Origin of the sequence: Streptomyces profundus (genome assembly GCF_020740535.1) — a bacterium.
GTDB classification, from domain to species: domain Bacteria; phylum Actinomycetota; class Actinomycetes; order Streptomycetales; family Streptomycetaceae; genus Streptomyces; species Streptomyces profundus.
On record NZ_CP082362.1, the window covers coordinates 5412210 to 5429541 of the forward strand.

General features: G+C 71.3%; 14 protein-coding genes. 12 read left to right on the forward strand and 2 right to left on the reverse strand.

Annotated features, from left to right (window positions below):
• Positions 1–44: 44 nt before the first annotated feature.
• Positions 45–1166, reverse strand: coding sequence for a PucR family transcriptional regulator (locus K4G22_RS23880; protein WP_228082398.1), 1122 nt, complete (start codon positions 1164–1166; stop codon positions 45–47).
• Positions 1167–1356: 190 nt separating this feature from the next.
• Here K4G22_RS23880 and K4G22_RS23885 point away from each other — a divergent pair, with 190 nt between their 5' ends.
• From K4G22_RS23885 to K4G22_RS23920, 8 genes are all read left to right on the forward strand, one after another.
• A complete protein-coding gene (locus K4G22_RS23885; protein WP_228082399.1) occupies positions 1357–2283 on the forward strand; it encodes a proline dehydrogenase family protein in 927 nt (308 codons plus the stop codon).
• Between the two features lie 82 nt (positions 2284–2365).
• Positions 2366–3997, forward strand: coding sequence for an L-glutamate gamma-semialdehyde dehydrogenase (gene pruA / locus K4G22_RS23890; protein ID WP_228082400.1), 1632 nt, complete (start codon positions 2366–2368; stop codon positions 3995–3997).
• A gap of 216 nt (positions 3998–4213) precedes the next feature.
• Entirely contained in the window at positions 4214–4426 is a 213-nt protein-coding gene (locus tag K4G22_RS23895) for a hypothetical protein (RefSeq protein WP_228084300.1), read from the forward strand.
• 76 nt (positions 4427–4502) lie between these two features.
• On the forward strand, positions 4503–5546 hold the full coding sequence (locus tag K4G22_RS23900; protein WP_228082401.1) for a 3-isopropylmalate dehydrogenase: 1044 nt from the start codon (positions 4503–4505) through the stop codon (positions 5544–5546).
• Between the two features lie 281 nt (positions 5547–5827).
• The gene (locus K4G22_RS23905; protein ID WP_228082402.1) at positions 5828–6931 is read left to right on the forward strand and encodes a branched-chain amino acid aminotransferase; all 1104 of its coding nucleotides are present in this window, start codon (positions 5828–5830) and stop codon (positions 6929–6931) included.
• A 340-nt stretch (positions 6932–7271) separates the two neighbouring features.
• The gene (gene cimA / locus K4G22_RS23910) at positions 7272–8888 is read left to right on the forward strand and encodes a citramalate synthase (RefSeq protein ID WP_228082403.1); all 1617 of its coding nucleotides are present in this window, start codon (positions 7272–7274) and stop codon (positions 8886–8888) included.
• Between the two features lie 169 nt (positions 8889–9057).
• Positions 9058–10653, forward strand: a complete 1596-nt coding sequence (locus K4G22_RS23915; RefSeq protein WP_228082404.1) for an acyl-CoA carboxylase subunit beta — start codon at positions 9058–9060, stop codon at positions 10651–10653.
• 33 nt (positions 10654–10686) lie between these two features.
• On the forward strand, positions 10687–10896 hold the full coding sequence (locus K4G22_RS23920) for an acyl-CoA carboxylase subunit epsilon (RefSeq protein ID WP_228082405.1): 210 nt from the start codon (positions 10687–10689) through the stop codon (positions 10894–10896).
• A gap of 314 nt (positions 10897–11210) precedes the next feature.
• On the opposite strand, the gene K4G22_RS23925 is transcribed toward K4G22_RS23920, so the two are convergent.
• A complete protein-coding gene (locus K4G22_RS23925) occupies positions 11211–11420 on the reverse strand; it encodes a hypothetical protein (RefSeq protein WP_228084212.1) in 210 nt (69 codons plus the stop codon).
• A 529-nt stretch (positions 11421–11949) separates the two neighbouring features.
• Between K4G22_RS23925 and K4G22_RS23930 the strand changes: the two genes are divergently transcribed.
• From K4G22_RS23930 to K4G22_RS23945, 4 genes are all read left to right on the forward strand, one after another.
• Positions 11950–15489 carry a sensor histidine kinase gene (locus K4G22_RS23930; protein WP_228082406.1) on the forward strand — a complete coding sequence of 1180 codons (3540 nt, stop codon included), beginning with the start codon at positions 11950–11952 and terminating at the stop codon, positions 15487–15489.
• 19 nt (positions 15490–15508) lie between these two features.
• Positions 15509–15922, forward strand: a complete 414-nt coding sequence (locus K4G22_RS23935) for a roadblock/LC7 domain-containing protein (RefSeq protein WP_228082407.1) — start codon at positions 15509–15511, stop codon at positions 15920–15922.
• Between the two features lie 68 nt (positions 15923–15990).
• Positions 15991–16404, forward strand: coding sequence for a DUF742 domain-containing protein (locus tag K4G22_RS23940; protein ID WP_228082408.1), 414 nt, complete (start codon positions 15991–15993; stop codon positions 16402–16404).
• The gene (locus tag K4G22_RS23945) at positions 16385–17011 is read left to right on the forward strand and encodes a GTP-binding protein (protein WP_425336743.1); all 627 of its coding nucleotides are present in this window, start codon (positions 16385–16387) and stop codon (positions 17009–17011) included. The genes K4G22_RS23940 and K4G22_RS23945 overlap by 20 nt, the downstream gene beginning before the upstream one ends.
• Positions 17012–17332: the final 321 nt, after the last annotated feature.

The window sequence follows — 17332 nt, forward strand, 5'->3', positions numbered from 1 at the left end:
CTGACCGGCGTCGGGCCCTGGGGGGCGGCGGGCTGGCGACAGCGTCAGGGGGAGCGCAGTCGGGCCAGCTTCAGGGCGAGGTGCAGCAGGAGGCGGTCGTCGCCGTTGTTCAGGCTGAGGCCGGTGAGGTGTTCGATGCGGGAGACGCGGTAGTAGAGCGTCTGGCGGTGGATGCCCAGGGCGGCGGCGGTGCGGGTGGCCTGGCCGGCGAGGTCGAGGAAGGTCTCGGCGGTGTGGGCGAGTTCGCGGTGTTCGGGGCTCAGCAGGGGGGCGACGGCCGGGTCGGTGGGCAGTTGCGCGGGGAGCGCGGCCAGCAGCCGGTAGGGGCCGATCGAGGCCCAGTCGGCGAGCGGCCCGAGGCGGTCGTCAGCGCCGGCCGCCCGGACGGCGGCGAGCGCCTCCGGCCAGGCGGCGGCCAGCTCGGCGACCTCCTGCCTGGGCGCGCTCAGGCCGGCGCGGCGGCCCAGCCGCTCGGCCACCGCGCGGGCCGCGCTCGGCCGGACCAGCGCGGCCAACGCCCAGCCGGCGCCGGCGCGTTGCCCCGGCGGCAGGGCGATCAGGGCGAGCGCGCCCGGCGGCGCCGCCGGCAGATCCGCCGCCGCGTCCCAGGGCGCCACGGCGATCAGCGCCAGCGGCCCCTCGGCCGCCGGGCCGAGCGCCTCGGCCAGCTCGCCGGCCGCGTCGGCCGTCTCCTCGCCCGCCGGCGCGCCGAGCAGCGTGCGCAGCAGCTCGCCGGCGCGGGAGCCGGCCCTGGCCTCCTCGGCGAGCAGCGCGCCCGCGCGCCCCGCGATCTCCATCGCCTCCGTCAGCCTGGGGTCGTCCAACGGGAACGTCCCGTCGTCGATCAGCCAGACGTAGCCGTACACCACCCCGCCATGGCGCACGGGGAGACAGACGCGCCCCGTGCGCACGCCGGCGGATGGATCGGGCGGGATACGCACCGGCTCGCGCGCCCTGGTGATGCCGAAGCCCTCGAACCAGGAGCGCACCGCGGCCGTGGAGCGTCGGCGCAGGATGGAACGGGTGCGGACCGGGTCCATCACCCGGTCGTCCTCGCTGTCGTGGGCGCCGAAGGCGATCAGCCCGAAGTCGCGTCCCTCCAGCGTCGCGGGGGCGTCGAGCAGCGCGCAGATCTCGTCGATGAGTTCCTGGTAGGGGGAGCGCATCGCCCGTTCGCCACCTTTCCTCTCGCGCCGGTCCCGGCGGTCCGTCACCATTCTCGTGCAGTCCCATACAGATGTCTGAGTTCGTGCGACCGGCCGCTCGACAGCTGTCGATAGGCGCGGGGACGCGGCGGTCCTACCTTCTGGGTAACGCGTCGTCGCTCCACTTCGGCGGACCCATCGGGAGGTGCCCGTGCTTGGACCCGTACTGCTGGCGGCGGCCGGCAGCGATCGCATTCGGCGGCTGGTCTCGTCGGCCTCGCTCACCCGTCCGGTGGTGGACCGTTTCATCGCGGGCGACCAGGTGTCCGACGCGCTGGACACCACCAGGACCCTGCTGGACCAGGGGATGACGGTCACCCTCGACCGGCTCGGCGAGTCGGTGACCGACCCGGCGCAGGCCGTGCGGAACCGGGACGGCTATCTGGAGCTGCTGGACGAGCTGACGGGGCACGGTCTCGCCGAGCGCGCCGAGCTGTCGGTGAAGCTCTCGGCCTTCGGCCAGGCGCTCCCCGACGGCCACGACATCGCCCGTCGGCATGTGGAGCGGGTGGTCGCCGCCGCCACCGAGGCCGGCACCGCCGTCACCCTGGACATGGAGGACCACCGCACGGTGGACTCCACCCTCGCCATCCACCGGGAGCTGCGCCGCGCCTACCCCCGGACGGGCGCCGTGCTCCAGTCCTACCTCTTCCGGAGCGAGAACGACTGCCGCGAGCTGGCCGAGGCGGGCGCGCGGGTGCGGCTCGTCAAGGGCGCCTACCGGGAGCCGGCCTCCGTCGCCTACCAGCGGAGGTCCGAGGTCGACCTGGCGTATGTGCGGTGCCTGCGGCTGCTGATGGCGGGCGGCGGCTACCCGATGGTCGGTACCCACGATCCCCGGCTGGTGACGGTGGCCGAGGAACTCGCCAAGCGTGAGGGCCGGGCCTTCGACGCCTACGAGTACCAGATGCTCTTCGGCATCCGCGACGCCGAGCAGCGCAGGCTGACCGCGCTCGGCCACCGGGTGCGGGTCTATGTGCCCTACGGCGACGACTGGTACGGCTACTTCATGCGCCGGCTGGCCGAGCGCCCCGCCAACCTCACCTTCTTCGCCCGCTCCCTGGCGACCCGGGGCTGACCGGAGAAGATCCCCCGCTGACCGATCCCCGCTGATGGATGCCCGCTGATGGATCCCCGCTGACCGAAGGAGACGAACGGCCATGGACGCTGTGACCCAGGTCCCGGTGCCGGTGAACGAGCCGGTGCTCACCTACGCGCCCGGCTCTCCCGAGCGCGCCCGACTGGAACGCAAGCTCAAGGAGCTCGGCGAGAACCCGATCGAGCTGCCGATGACCATCGGCGGCCATCGGCGGCTCGCTGGGGGCGAACGTTTCGACGTGGTGCAGCCGCACCGGCACGCGGCCAGGCTCGGCACCTATGGCAACGCCACCGAGCAGGACGCCGGTGACGCCATCGACGCGGCGCTCGCCGCGGCCCCCGCCTGGCGGGCGCTGTCCTTCGACGACCGGGCGGCCGTCTTCCTGAAGGCCGCCGAGCTGCTCTCGGGCCCCTGGCGGGAGACCATCGCGGCCTCGACCATGCTCGGCCAGTCCAAGACGATCCAGCAGGCGGAGATCGACGCGCCCTGCGAGCTGATCGACTTCTGGCGGTTCAACGTGCACTTCGCCAGGGAGATCCTCGCGGAGCAGCCGCCGGTGCAGCCCAAGGGCGTCTGGAACCGGATGGACCACCGGCCGCTGGAGGGCTTCGTCTACGCGGTCACCCCGTTCAACTTCACGGCGATCGCCGGCAACCTGCCGACCGCGCCGGCGCTGATGGGCAATGTGGTGGTGTGGAAGCCGTCGCCCACCCAGACCCACGCCGCCGTGCTGCTGATGCGGCTGCTGGAGGAGGCCGGGCTGCCGGACGGCGTGATCAACCTGGTCACCGGGGACGGCCGGGCGGTCTCCGAGGTGGCGCTGCCGCACCCGAGCCTGGCCGGCATCCACTTCACCGGCTCGACGCCGACCTTCAGGGCGCTCTGGCGTGGCGTCGGCGACCATCTGGAGCGCTACCGCAACTACCCCCGGATCGTGGGGGAGACCGGCGGCAAGGACTTCATCGTCGCCCACCCGAGCGCCGACCCGGCGGTGCTGCGCACCGCGATCGTCCGGGGCGCCTTCGAGTACCAGGGGCAGAAGTGCTCGGCCGCCTCCCGCGCCTATGTGCCGCGCTCCCTCTGGGAGGGCGGTCTGCGGGACGAGCTGGCGGCCGAGACCGACGGGCTGACCATGGGCGACCCGACGGATCTGGGCAACTTCATGGCCGCCGTCATCGACGAGCGGGCGTTCGCCAAGTGCCGCGCCGCCATCGACCGGGCGGTCGCCGACCCCAGCTGCGAGATCATCGCCGGCGGCACCTATGACGACAGCGTCGGCTACTTCGTCCGGCCGACGGTGCTGACCTGCTCGGACCCGGACGACGAGGTGTTCAGCAGCGAGTACTTCGGGCCGATCATCGCCGTCCACGTCTACGAGGACGAGAACTTCGACGCGATGCTCGACCAGATGGAGTCCGTCGCCGACTACGCGCTGACCGGCGCGTTTCTGGCCAGGGACCGGGCGTTGGCGGCCGAGGTGAGCGAGCGGCTGCGGTTCGCCGCCGGGAACTTCTACCTCAACGACAAGCCCACCGGGTCCGTCGTCGGCCAGCAGCCCTTCGGCGGGGGGCGCGCCTCCGGCACCAACGACAAGGCGGGGTCCAAGCTCAACCTGCTGCGCTGGGTGTCGCCCCGTGTGATCAAGGAGACCCAGGTGGCCCCCACCGACTACCGCTATCCGCACATGGGGTGACGCCCCTCTGACGCGGTCACCTGACTCGGCCCCCACCCGCCCCACGAGGTCCCCCGTGCCTCAGGGGATAGGTGTGGGGGTCGTCCGCGTCTCAGATAGTAGGACGGTCGACTATTTGGGCAGACAGCACGGGATCCGGGGGCTACTTTTGTGGAGGCCATACGTCGGGTCACCGTCGCCCCGGCAGCCTGTCACCCCCACCTGGAGCTGACCGCCATGGACGCCACCGCAGTCACGACTGCCCCTGCCGTCGCCGTCGTTCCCGTCCGTGCCGCGCGTGAGGCCCAGGTGGCCGCCGCGGGGCCCAGCGCGCGCAGCCGCGCCAGGGCCGATGCCCGCGCCGCCGGCATCGCCAGCCGCCGGCAGGCCGCCCTCGCCCTCCAGGAGGCCATGGACCGGCGCGACAACGGCGGCCCCGTCGCGCTCTGACCGGCCGCCCGCCGGGTTCCGTCCGCATGGTGGACATCCGCCCTCGAAGGGTGGGACGGGGCGTAGGGTCCATCCCATGGCTCGCAGTATCGATCTCGCGGTGATCCCAGGCGACGGCATCGGCCCTGAGGTGGTCGCGGAGGGGCTCAAGGTCCTGTCCGCGGTGTTGCCCTCGGACGTCAAGTGCGAGACCACCGCATACGATCTCGGCGCGCGCCGCTGGCACGCGTCCGGGGAGACCCTGCCCGAGGCGGAGTTGGAGCGCCTGCGCGGCCACGACGCGATCCTGCTCGGCGCGATCGGCGATCCGTCCGTTCCCTCGGGCGTGCTGGAGCGCGGGCTGCTGCTGAAGCTGCGGTTTGCCTTCGACCACTACGTCAACCTGCGCCCGAGCCGTCTCTTCCCCAACACCCCGAGCCCGCTGGCCGGCCGCCCCGAGATCGACTTCGTGGTGGTCCGCGAGGGCACCGAGGGCCCGTATGTGGGCAACGGCGGCTCCATGCGCACCGGTACGCCGGCGGAGGTCGCCACCGAGGTCAGCCTCAACACGGCCTTCGGTGTGGAGCGCGTGGTGCGCGACGCCTTCGAGCGGGCCGTCGCCCGGCCGGCGAAGAAGCTCACCCTGGTGCACAAGAACAACGTGCTGGTGCACGCCGGCCACCTGTGGAAGAACACCGTGGACCGCGTCGCCGAGGAGTACCAGGGCGTCGAGGTCGACTATCTGCATGTGGACGCCGCCACCATCTTCTTCGTCACCCAGCCCCAGCGGTTCGACGTGATCGTCACCGACAACCTCTTCGGTGACATCCTCACCGACCTCGCCGCCGCCATCACCGGCGGCATCGGCCTCGCCGCCTCGGGGAACATCAACCCCGAGGGCGCCTTCCCGTCGATGTTCGAGCCGGTCCACGGCTCCGCCCCGGACATCGCCGGCACCGGCAAGGCCGACCCGACGGCCACCGTGCTGTCGGTCGCGCTGCTGCTCCGCCACCTCGGCTACCAGGCCGAGGCCACCCGCATCGAGGACGTCGTCACGGCGGACCTCGCCGAGCGCGACGCGGCGTCGCCCCGCTCCACCGAGGCCATCGGCGACGCGCTGGCGGCGCGAGTAGCCGGCTAGCCCGGCCGAAGGCCGCCGGGCTCTGGTGCCCGGCGGCTGGTGCGAGGCCGCCGCTGGGTGCCACCATCGCTCGTAAGGACCGCGACCGGGTGACGGGCGCGGACGCCGGGCCAGCGGGCTCACCGGACGCCGTCGTTCCAGGCGGGGTTCGGGCAGACCGCGGGCGGGCATCCGTTCCACCCACGTCATCGCCCGGTTTCCGCCCCGATGCTCGGACTTCCTAATACCCTCGGGCTCCGGGGCGCGGTCCGCTTCGACACTCAGTGAAGGACGCGCTCACCATGACAACCTCCCTGCCCTTCGACCGTAAGCTCGCGGCCCAGCCGCGGTCCGACGCGGACCGCGAGGCGGCGCTGGTCGACCCCGGGTTCGGCAATCACTTCACCGACCACATGGTCACCATCAGGTGGACCGAGGAACAGGGCTGGCACGAGGCGCGACTTCAGCCCTACGCGCCCCTACCGATGGACCCGGCCACGATGGTCTTCCACTACTCGCAGGAGATCTTCGAGGGGTTGAAGGCCTACCGCCAGGCCGACGGCTCCGTCGCCGTCTTCCGCCCCGAGGCCAACGCGGAACGCTTCCAGCGCTCCGCCCGGCGGATGGCCATGCCCGAGCTTCCCGTCGAGCTCTTCGTCGAGGCCATCGACGTGCTCGTCGGCCAGGACTCGGCCTGGGTCCCGGCCAGCGGGGAGCAGTCCCTCTATCTGCGGCCGTTCATGATCGCCTCCGAGGTCGGCCTGGGCATCAACCGCCCGGCCAACGAATACCTCTTCGTCGTGATCGCCTCCCCGGCCGGCGCCTACTTCCCGCGGGGCATCAAGCCGGTCTCCGTCTGGCTCTCCCAGGAGTACGTGCGCGCGGCCCCCGGCGGCACGGGCGAGGCCAAGACCGGCGGCAACTACGCCGCCGCCTTCCTCGCGCAGGCCGAGGCCACCGAGCAGGGCTGCGACCAGGTGGTCTGGCTGGACGCCGTGGAGCGCCGCTGGGTCGAGGAGATGGGCGGCATGAACCTCTACTTCGTGCGGGGCGGTGGCGCCGACACCCAGATCGTCACCCCCCAGCTCAGCGGCACCCTGCTGCCGGGCATCACCCGCGACTCGCTGCTGCGCATCGCCAGCGACCTCGGCTACTCGACGGGTGAGGTCAAGATCTCCACCGACGACTGGCGGGAGGGCAGCGCCAGCGGCGCCATCACCGAGGTCTTCGCGTGCGGGACGGCGGCCGTGATCACCCCCGTCGGGTCGGTCAAGTCCGCCGAGGCCCGGTGGGAGATCGGCGACGGCCAGCCGGGCCCTGTCACCCTGCGGCTCCGCGAGGAGCTGCTGGGCATCCAGACCGGCCAACGCCCCGACCCCTACGGCTGGATGCACCCCGTCGCCTGAGGAGGCATCCCCGAGGTTCACCGCGCCGGACCCCGCCCGAACCCGGGCGGGGTCCGGATGGTGAGACAGGGGAGTGGCGGGCCCCGCCCTTCGTGGCATACTGCCAACGTGCTCTCGTTCGCCATCATTATTGGTGACTAGCGCGCCGGTCCCGCGGTGTCCGCCGCCCGCCCACCAGAAGCGGAAGTGGACACGAAGCTTCCGACCCGCGCGCAGACCTCTCGCACCCGCGAGGGGTCTTTTCGTTTTCCGGCCCACCCCGCCGGAGCGAGGGCGCCAGGGAAGGAGGCAGCGACGCCGCCTTACGACCACGCACACCTCCCCACAGGAGATCCAGGCCATGACGACGGATGCCATGCGGCCAGAGGCCCCAACCGACGCCTTCCACGTGTTCGACACCACCCTCAGGGACGGCGCGCAGCGCGAGGGCATTCACCTCAGCGTCGCCGACAAGCTGACCATCGCCCGCCACCTGGACGACTTCGGGGTGGGCTTCATCGAGGGCGGCTGGCCGGGCGCCAACCCCAGGGACACCGAGTTCTTCCAACGCGCCGCCACCGAGATCGACTTCCGGCACGCCCAGCTGGTGGCCTTCGGCGCCACCCGTAAGGCGGGCGCGGACGCCGCCACCGACCGCCAGGTCCAGGCGCTGCTCGACTCGGGGGCGCCGGTGGTCACGCTGGTGGCCAAGGCGCACGACCGGCATGTCGAGCTGGCGCTGCGCACCACCCTGGAGGAGAACCTCGCCATGGTGGCCGACACCGTGCGCCATCTCCGTGCCCAGGGCCGCCGGGTCTTCGTCGACTGCGAGCACTTCTTCGACGGCTACGCCGACAACCCCGAGTACGCGCTGAGCGTCGTCAGGACGGCGCGCGAGGCCGGCGCCGACGTGGTGGTGCTCTGCGACACCAACGGCGGGATGCTGCCGGGGCGGATCACCTCCGTGGTGCGCACCGTGCTGGCCGAGACCGGCGCCCGGCTCGGCATCCACACGCAGGACGACAGCGGCTGCGCCGTCGCCAACACCCTGGCCGCCGTGGACGCGGGCGCCACCCACGTCCAGGGCACGGCCAACGGGTACGGCGAGCGGGTGGGCAACGCCAACCTGTTCCCCGTGGTCGCGGCGCTTGAGCTGAAGTACGACATGCGGGTGCTGCCGGCGGGGGCGCTCACCGAGATGACGCGGATCTCGCACGCCGTCGCCGAGGTGGTCAACCTGCCGCCGGCCACCCACCAGCCCTATGTGGGGGTCTCCGCCTTCGCCCACAAGGGCGGGCTGCACGCGTCGGCGATCAAGGTCGACCCCGACCTCTACCAGCACATCGACCCGGAGCTGGTGGGCAACTCGATGCGGATGCTGGTCTCCGACATGGCGGGGCGTGCCTCGGTCGAGCTCAAGGGCCGCGAGCTCGGCTACGACCTGGAAGGGGACCGCGATCTGGTGGGCCGGGTGGTCGCCCGGATCAAGGAGCAGGAGCGCGGCGGCTACACCTACGAGGCGGCCGACGCGTCCTTCGAGCTGCTGCTGCGCGACGAGGCGGCCGGCCGCAGGGACCGCTTCTTCGAGCCCGAGTCCTGGCGAACCATCACGGACCACAGGACCGACGGCCAGATGGCCAACGAGGCGACGGTCCGCCTGTGGGTGAAGGGCGAGCGGGTGCTGGCCACGGGCGAGGGCAACGGCCCGGTGCACGCGTTGGACCAGGCGCTGCGGCTGGCCCTGGAACGCACCTTCCCGGAGCTGGCCCGTATCCAGCTGATGGACTACAAGGTCCGTATCCTGGAGGGCAAGTACGGTACCCAGTCGACCACCCGCGTCCTGGTCACCAGCGGCGACGGCGAGGCCGAGTGGTCCACGGTCGGTGTCGCCGAGAATGTCATCGCCGCCTCCTGGCAGGCGTTGGACGACGCCTACACCTACGGCCTGCTGCGCGCCGGGCTGCGGCCGGACGCGTGAGCCCGGTGCTGTGGGATTCCTCCAAGTCGCCTCGGGACGGTTCTGTGTGGTCCACCCACCAACCGTCCCGGGTGGGCTCAGGTTCTGTACAGCGTGGCCATGATTTGCTGGAGGAGACTGTGCGGACCCGACGAGAGTATGGACGGCCAAGGTTTCGTAGGGTCTATACATGACCGATCAGGCCGATACCGCAGCCCCCGAAACCCACGTCGCCACGGACACCAGGGGCCGGGTGGCGGAGCTGCTGGCGATCCGTGCGGAGATGCTCGCCGGGCCGTCCGAGAAGGCGACCGCGGCCCAGCACGCCAAGGGCAAGCTCACCGCCAGGGAGCGGATCGGTCTGCTGCTCGATCCCGACTCCTTCCACGAGGTGGGCGGCCTGCGTCGGCACCGCGCCACGGGCTTCGGCCTGGAGGCCAAGCGCCCCTACACCGACGGCGTGGTCACCGGCTGGGGCACGGTGCACGGCCGCACGGTCTTCGTCTACGCGCACGACTTCCGGATCTTCGGCGGCGCGCTGGGCGAGGCCCACGCCGCCAAGATCCACAAGCTGATGGACATGGCCCTCGCCGCCGGCGCCCCGTTGGTCTCGCTGAACGACGGTGCCGGGGCGCGCATCCAGGAGGGCGTCTCGGCGCTCGCCGGATACGGCGGCATCTTCCAGCGCAACACCCGGGCCTCCGGGGTGATTCCGCAGATCAGCGTGATGCTCGGCCCCTGTGCCGGCGGTGCGGCGTACTCACCGGCGCTGACGGACTTCGTCTTCATGGTCCGCGAGACGGCGCAGATGTTCATCACCGGGCCCGACGTGGTGCAGGCGGTCACCGGCGAGGAGGTCACCCAGAACGGTCTGGGCGGCGCCGATGTGCACGCGGAGACCTCGGGCGTGGCGCACTTCGCCTACGACGACGAGGAGACCTGCCTGGAGGAGGTCCGCTACCTCCTCTCCCTGCTGCCGGCCAACAACCGGGAGAACCCGCCGGCCGCCGCCACCGAGGACCCGGTCGAGCGACGCTCGGACGCGCTGCTCGACCTGGTGCCGCTGGAGGGCAACCGGCCCTATGACATGCGGGCGGTCATCGAGGAGCTGGTGGACGACGGCGACTTCCTGGAGATCCACGAGCGCTGGGCCACCAACGTCATCTGTGCCCTGGCCCGGATGGACGGCCAGGTGGTGGGCATCGTGGCCAACCAACCGCAGGCGTTGGCCGGCGTGTTGGACATCCACGCCTCGGAGAAGGCCGCGCGCTTCGTCCAGATGTGTGACGCCTTCAACATCCCGATCATCACCCTGCTCGACGTGCCGGGCTTCCTGCCGGGCGTGGACCAGGAGCACGGCGGGATCATCAGGCACGGCGCCAAGCTGCTGTACGCGTACTGCAACGCCACGGTGCCACGGATCTCGCTGGTGCTGCGCAAGGCGTACGGCGGCGCCTACATCGTGATGGACTCCCAGTCCATCGGCGCCGATCTGGCCCTCGCCTGGCCGAGCAACGAGATCGCGGTGATGGGCGCCGAGGGCGCGGCCAACGTGATCTTCCGCCGGCAGATCGCCGCCGCCGAGGACCCGGACGCGATGCGGGACCGGATGGTCAAGGAGTACAAGGCCGAGCTGATGCATCCGTACTACGCTGCCGAACGTGGCCTGGTGGACGACGTGATCGACCCGACGGAGACGCGCCCCGTCCTGATCCACGCGCTGGACATGCTCCGCACCAAGCACGCCGATCTGCCCGCCCGTAAGCACGGCAACCCGCCCCAGTGACCCGGCACCGTGTGCCGAGTGAGGAAGCCACAGATGACCTCTGAGACGACTGACCCGCGTCTGGTGCGGGTCGAGCGGGGCGCCGCCAGCGCCGAGGAGCTGGCCGCCGTGACCGCGCTGCTGATGGCGAGGGCCGCCAGGAGCGAGGCGCCGAGGCCGGCCCCCGCGCTTCCGAGGACCGCCGGCTGGCGCCGGCTGGAGCGGGTCAGCGCCTATCGGGTGCCGCGCAGCTGGCAGAGCTGACACCACCACCACGCCCACGACGAAGGCCCTCGGCCGATCGGAAGATCGGCCGAGGGCCTTCGTCATGCCGGGGGCGGCCCCAGGGTGCGTCGTTTGGATCTTCGTGGATGGCGAGCGGCTCCCCCAGCCTGGCGGCTGGGAGGTGCCCCCATGATGCGGTGCTCCCCCAGGCCCCTTTGGGCCTGGGAGGTGCCCCCATCAGGCGCCGGATCGCAGCTCGTACTCCCCCAGACTTCGTCCGGGAGGTGCCCCCGGGGTCCCCCCGGACGAAGTCTGGGGGAGTCGCGAGCCCGCGAAGATCCAAACGACGTGCCCTAGTGGGCGAGGGCCTCGAAGTAGCCGGCCAGGGACGGCTCCTGGCCCTTCTCCAGCACGGTGCGACGGGGGTTGGCGGTGTGCGCCGGCACGTCGGGCGATCCGGCCGGGGCCAACTCGGCGGGGGTGAGTGCGGTGGCGTCCACGAGGTGTGCCAGGGTGGTACGCCGTGGATTGGCGATGGAGCGGGTGATCAGCGTGCTCTTCACGGTGTTCAGCCTTGTCATTCCGGGAAGCCTTGTAAAGCTGAGGCTAAGGGCCGGATACCCGACGGAGGTGGGGTGATAGTCGCCCGTGGGGTGTGAGTTTCCTCACGGGACAAGGGGTAAATCGGGCGGATCGGTGCATTCGCCATTGACCGTGGCGCACGTCCCAGGCAAAGCCCTCTCCGGTGCTTCGCGGGAACGTGAGAAGGTCCGGGGTCGATGGTGACGACCTGGTCAAAAGTCCGGTTTCTCCGTGTGATCTGTGCACGCCAGGTGATGTTTCACCTTCACAGCGTCATAGATGTCACAGGAGTATCCCGGGCCCTTGTTGGAGATCGGCCACTGTGCTGGAATTCCACGAAACCACGCGGGTCAGCGGAATTCGTGAGGGCGCACACCGGCGTCACTCACCGGCTGATCACCGTCACGCGCTGGTTGCCCAAACGACCGTTACGGGGCGACGACTGCCCCCGGCTCGATACCGTTTCGCCGCACCCGCGGTGAAACGCCTGGTCCAGAGGTTGCGACGCTAGTGCAGGGACGTTTCAAGAGGGAAGGCAGTGCCGCGGGGGACGCGGAGCGAAGCGGCACGGTAGACCGCGGCTCGGCCACCGGCCCCGCTCCGGACGCCGAAAACACGCGGCCGGCCAAGAGCGCCAAGGAGCAGCCTTCCAGGAAGCGATCGGCCCAGGAGGCCGAGAGCCCCGGCAAGGACGCGCCGCCCGCCCGCCCGATCCACGGCGGCTCGCGCCTCGCCCTGCGCAACTGGCGGATCAGCACGCGCCTGGTCTCCCTGATCGCGCTTCCCGTCGCCGCGGCCACCGTGATGGGCGCGCTGCGTATCGAGACCTCGCTGGGCAACGTCGAGCAGCTTGAGGACATGCAGCTGCTCACCGACATCACCCAGCAGGCGACCCTGCTCGCCGCCGCGCTCCAGGAGGAACGCGACCGCTCGGCCGGCCCGTTGATCAGCGCGGACGACGACTCCAGCGATGACGTGGTCGGGCCTCGGGAGCGCACCGACGAGGCGATGGCCGCCTTCAGTGACGCCCGGCTGCGGATCCGCGGCACCGAGGAGTCGATGCGCGGCGTCGAGGCCACCATCTACGACATCGGTCGCCGGCTCAACGAGCTGAGCGCCGTGCGCAACGCGGCCTACAACGACCCGGAGTACACCGCGCAGACGATCACCCAGTACAACGAGGTGATCGAGGCGCTGCTCAGCCTGTCCCAGGACATGGCGCAGGCCACCAACAACAGCGACATGATCCGCAGCACCCGCGCGCTGGCCGCGTTCTCCTCCGCGAAGGAGCACGCCTCCATCCAGCGCGCCGTGATCACCGCTGGTCTGGCCAGGGGCGAGCTGCCCGGCGAGCAGGCCGAGCTGTCCGAGGCCGACTGGCGGTTCGGCCGCACCCACCAGCTCAGCGAGACGGTCGCCCTCGACAACTTCACCCAGATCTACGGCGACTCCGAGCGGGCCAGGGAACTGCTGCGCCCGCTGGAGGGCGGCATCGTCAACATCGCCGCGGCCAACGACTACGCCCAGCGGGTGTTCTCGGCCGAGGAGGGCATCCGCAGCCAGGAGCGCACCTACCGGGACTGGTACGACCAGGACCGCACCAAGATCGACGCGATGGGCACCATCGAGCGCACCCTGCTCTTCGAGATGCAGGACCAGGCCCGCCAGCTGCGCGACGAGGCCCAGCGAGACGCCTTCGTCAACGGCGCGATCGTCCTGCTGGTGCTGGGCATCACGCTGGTGGGGGCCTTCGTCGTGGCCCGCTCCATGGTGCGTTCGCTGCGCCGCCTCCAGGAGACCGCGACCGAGGTGGCCCGCACCCGGCTGCCCGAGGTCGTCAAGCAGATGTCCGAGGCCGACCCCGGCGAGGTGGACACCTCCGTCGAGTCCGTCGGCGTGCACACCAGGGACGAGATCGGCCGCGTGGCCCAGGCGTTCGACGACGTGCACCGGGAGGCCGTCCGGCTGGCCGGCGAGCAGGCGCTGCTCCGGGGCAACGTCAACGCGATGTTCACCAACCTCTCCCGTCGCAGCCAGGGACTGATCCAGCGGCAGCTGTCGCTCATCTCCGAGCTGGAGTCCCGCGAGGCCGACCCCGACCAGCTGTCGTCGCTCTTCAAGCTCGACCACCTCGCCACCCGTATGCGGCGCAACGGTGAGAACCTCCTGGTCCTCGCCGGTGAGGAGCCAGGCCGCCGGTGGACCCGCCCGGTGCCGCTGGTCGACGTGCTGCGTGCCGCCGCGTCCGAGGTGGAGCAGTACGAGCGCATCGAGCTGAGCGCCGTGCCCAAGACCGATGTCGCGGGCCGCGTCGTCAACGACCTCGTGCACCTGCTCGCCGAGCTGCTGGAGAACGCCACCTCGTTCTCCTCGCCCCAGACCAAGGTCAAGGTCACCGGCCACGCCCTGCCCGACGGCCGGGTGCTGGTCGAGATCCACGACACCGGCATCGGCCTCTCCCCCGAGGACCTGGCGGGGATCAACGACCGGCTGGCCAACCCGCCCACGGTGGACGTCTCCGTCTCCCGCCGGATGGGCCTCTTCGTGGTCGGCCGCCTCTCCCTGCGCCACGGCATCCGGATCCAACTGCGTCCCTCGGACTCCGGCGGCACCACCGCGCTGGTGATGCTCCCGGCCGAGGTCGCCCAGGGCTCCGGCCGGCCCAGGCCGGCCGGACCGGCGGAGACCACGTCGGCCACCCTGCAACGCGACACCCCGCCGGTGCGCCGCCCCTCGCTCGGCAAGGGCAAGCCCGAGGGCGACGCCGGGCTCGGCCGCGGGCCGCAGGCCCGTGGCGTCCCCGGCCGCCCCGAGCGGCCGGCGCTGCCCTCCCGCTCCTCGGCCGAACCCCGGCAGGGTCCCGGCGGGTTGGAGCAGTCCGGGCCACCGGCCGGTGCGGCGCCCGGCCGCCCCGACACGGCGGCGCCGGGCGGCGGCGCGCCCGCCGGTCGCCCCAGCTGGGCGACCGGAGCGGACGACACCGCCCGAATACCCGCGGTCAACGACGCGTTCGACCCGCCCCGGATACCGGGGTCGTCCGAGTCGACAGGCGAGCACGCCAGGTCGGACTTCTCCGGTGCGTTCCCCGGGGCGGCCCGTCCCGAGCCCCGGCTGCCGCAGGCGCCCCGCGCCGACCAGGCACCCCCCGACTTCCGTCAGGCGCCGGAGCAGCCGAGGTGGACGCCCGAAGCCCCTCAGGCGCCGCGCCCCGACGGGCGGCCGAGCGGCGGCTTCGAGGAGCCGTCGGTCTTCGGCGCGCCGCCCCCCGCCGCCCGGCCGGCCCTCGGCGGGTCGCACGACACCGGCGAGTTCCCCGGCGGCGGCTATCAGCCCGCCCCCCGGACCCCGGAGTACCCCACCGGCGAGTTCCAGGCGCGGCGTACCGACGAGCCGGCGCCGCCTTCGCGCCAGCAGCGGCCCGAGGCGGGTGCCGGCCTGCGGCGGACCTCCTCCTGGCAGCGCCCGCAGGACGAGCTGAACGCGCCGCTGCCCGCGCCCGAGCCGCGCCGCTCGCCCGAACGCACGCCCATCTTCGAGGAGATGGAGTCGACCTGGTTCGGCACCCGCCGCGCCGCCCCGCCGCAGTACGGCGGCGAGTCCGCGGCACCGGCGTCGGCACCTCAGTCGGCCCAGCCTCCCACCGCGCCGCCCCCACCCGTGGCGCACGATCCGATGCCGACCCCCGCGCGCCCGGACAGTCCCGCGAGCGCCGTTCCCCCCACCCAGGCCCCCACACCCCAGGGCGGCGGTGCGCCCTGGCGCGCGTCGCCCAACGACGAACGGTGGCGGCAGGCCGAGCAGTTGCGGCAGCCGAGCGCGGGTGGTGTCACCACGTCGGGGCTGCCCAAGCGGGTCCCCAGGGCCAACCTGGTGGCGGGAGCGGCGCAGCCGGATCAGCAGCAGGCGGCTCCCTCGGGCCCCTCGGTCTCCCGTCGTCCGGACGATGTCCGCGGCAGGTTGACCAATCTCCGCAGGGGCATTCAGCAGGGGCGCCAGGCCGGTTCTTCGGCCGGTCGCACGGACCGGGGCCAAGGCCCCAGCTATCAGTAGGAGCGTTAGTGTGAGCCCGATGAGCCAGGCGGCGCAGAACCTCAACTGGTTGATTACCAGTTTCGTGGATAACACCCCGGGGGTGTCGCACACGGTTGTGGTGTCCGCCGATGGTCTTCTTCTGGCGATGTCCGAGGGGTTCCCGAGGGATCGTGCGGATCAGTTGGCGGCGGTGGCCTCCGGGCTGACATCGCTGACCGCGGGTGCCTCGCGGATCTTCGAGGGCGGTGCGGTGAATCAGACCGTGGTGGAAATGGAACGGGGGTTCTTGTTCATCATGTCCATTTCCGACGGTTCGTCGTTGGCGGTGTTGGCACATCCGGAGGCCGATATCGGTCTCGTGGGTTACGAGATGGCGTTGTTGGTGGACCGTGCGGGCACGGTCCTGACCCCCGACTTGCGCGCCGAACTGCAGGGCAGTCTGCTCAACTGAGGTCAAGCTCCCCCCACATGAGCACCAATCATCCGCGTCGTCGAACTCATGTTTAGCTCGGAGGAGCCATGAACACCCCGCCGCCCTCGCAGGGCTCGTACGGTGCTTCCCACAACTACGGGTCGTATGACGACGAGGGCGATCAGCCGCTGGTGCGTCCTTACGCGATGACCGGTGGCCGCACCAGGCCGCGTTACCAGCTGGCGATCGAGGCGTTGGTGAGCACCACCGCCGATCCCATGCAGATGCAGGGGCTGCTCCCCGAGCATCAGCGGATCTGCCAGCTGTGCCTTGAGGTGAAGTCGGTCGCCGAGGTGTCGGCGCTCGTCGCCATTCCCCTGGGGGTGGCCCGGATTCTGGTGGCCGACCTGGCCGAGGCCGGGCTTGTCGCCATCCATCAGCCGGGCCATGACGGGGAGCCCGGCGGTCAGCCCGATGTGACGCTGCTGGAAAGGGTGCTCAGTGGACTTCGCAAGCTCTGACGGAATGGGGCATTCGATGCCCGGGCCTCCCTCCTCGGCCACCCCCAAGGCCACGCCTACGGCCACGACATCGGCGAAGATCGTGGTGGCCGGTGGGTTCGGTGTGGGCAAGACCACGTTCGTGGGCGCGGTTTCGGAGATCAACCCGCTGCGGACCGAGGCGGTGATGACTTCGGCGTCGGCGGGGATCGACGATCTGACGCACACGGGGAACAAGACCACGACCACGGTCGCGATGGATTTCGGTCGTATCACGCTGGACCAGGATCTGATCCTGTACCTGTTCGGTACGCCGGGGCAGGACCGTTTCTGGTTCATGTGGGACGACCTGGTGCGGGGTGCGATCGGGGCGATCGTGCTGGTGGACACGCGGCGGCTGGCGGACTGCTTCCCGGCCGTGGACTACTTCGAGAACAGCGGCCTGCCCTTCGTGATCGCGCTCAACGGCTTCGACGGTTATCAGCCGTACTCGCCGGAGGAGGTCCGCGAGGCGCTCCAGATCGGCCCGGATGTGCCGATTATCACGACGGACGCCCGCCATCGCGCCGAGGCCAAAAGTGGCCTGATCACCCTGGTCGAGCACGCCTTGTTGGCTCGTTTGCACTGATCGGCCACACCCGTCGTCGATCTGTGTTCTCGCGCACGTCTTCCGCCGGTTCGTAACGATTCGGCGGGTGGCTCTCCACCTGCATGTCTACGCGCGGCGAGCGGGCCGTTCCGCTCCGCGTGCGACTTAGCGGCCGAATGTCACATCTGGGAGTCGATGCCCCGTTTCAGGTATCTCGTGTTGGTGGAAATCGGACGACCAGGGGGATTGGAATCTCTTCCCCAAGCGTGCTGGAATCCACACGACTCCACAGTCACGTCAGCCGGTCAGCGCCGGCTGCCGCTGTCGAGAGGTGAGATAGCCAGTGAGCCGCAACAGCGC

Bases quoted from the DNA above. Each gene is read 5' to 3' on its own strand.
- K4G22_RS23880 (WP_228082398.1), bottom strand. From the start codon at position 1,166: ATGCGCTCCCCCTACCAGGAACTCATCGACGAGATCTGCGCGCTGCTC.
- pruA (WP_228082400.1), top strand. From the start codon at position 2,366: ATGGACGCTGTGACCCAGGTCCCGGTGCCGGTGAACGAGCCGGTGCTC.
- K4G22_RS23895 (WP_228084300.1), top strand. From the start codon at position 4,214: ATGGACGCCACCGCAGTCACGACTGCCCCTGCCGTCGCCGTCGTTCCC.
- K4G22_RS23900 (WP_228082401.1), top strand. From the start codon at position 4,503: ATGGCTCGCAGTATCGATCTCGCGGTGATCCCAGGCGACGGCATCGGC.
- K4G22_RS23905 (WP_228082402.1), top strand. From the start codon at position 5,828: ATGACAACCTCCCTGCCCTTCGACCGTAAGCTCGCGGCCCAGCCGCGG.
- cimA (WP_228082403.1), top strand. From the start codon at position 7,272: ATGACGACGGATGCCATGCGGCCAGAGGCCCCAACCGACGCCTTCCAC.
- K4G22_RS23915 (WP_228082404.1), top strand. From the start codon at position 9,058: ATGACCGATCAGGCCGATACCGCAGCCCCCGAAACCCACGTCGCCACG.
- K4G22_RS23920 (WP_228082405.1), top strand. From the start codon at position 10,687: ATGACCTCTGAGACGACTGACCCGCGTCTGGTGCGGGTCGAGCGGGGC.
- K4G22_RS23935 (WP_228082407.1), top strand. From the start codon at position 15,509: ATGAGCCAGGCGGCGCAGAACCTCAACTGGTTGATTACCAGTTTCGTG.
- K4G22_RS23940 (WP_228082408.1), top strand. From the start codon at position 15,991: ATGAACACCCCGCCGCCCTCGCAGGGCTCGTACGGTGCTTCCCACAAC.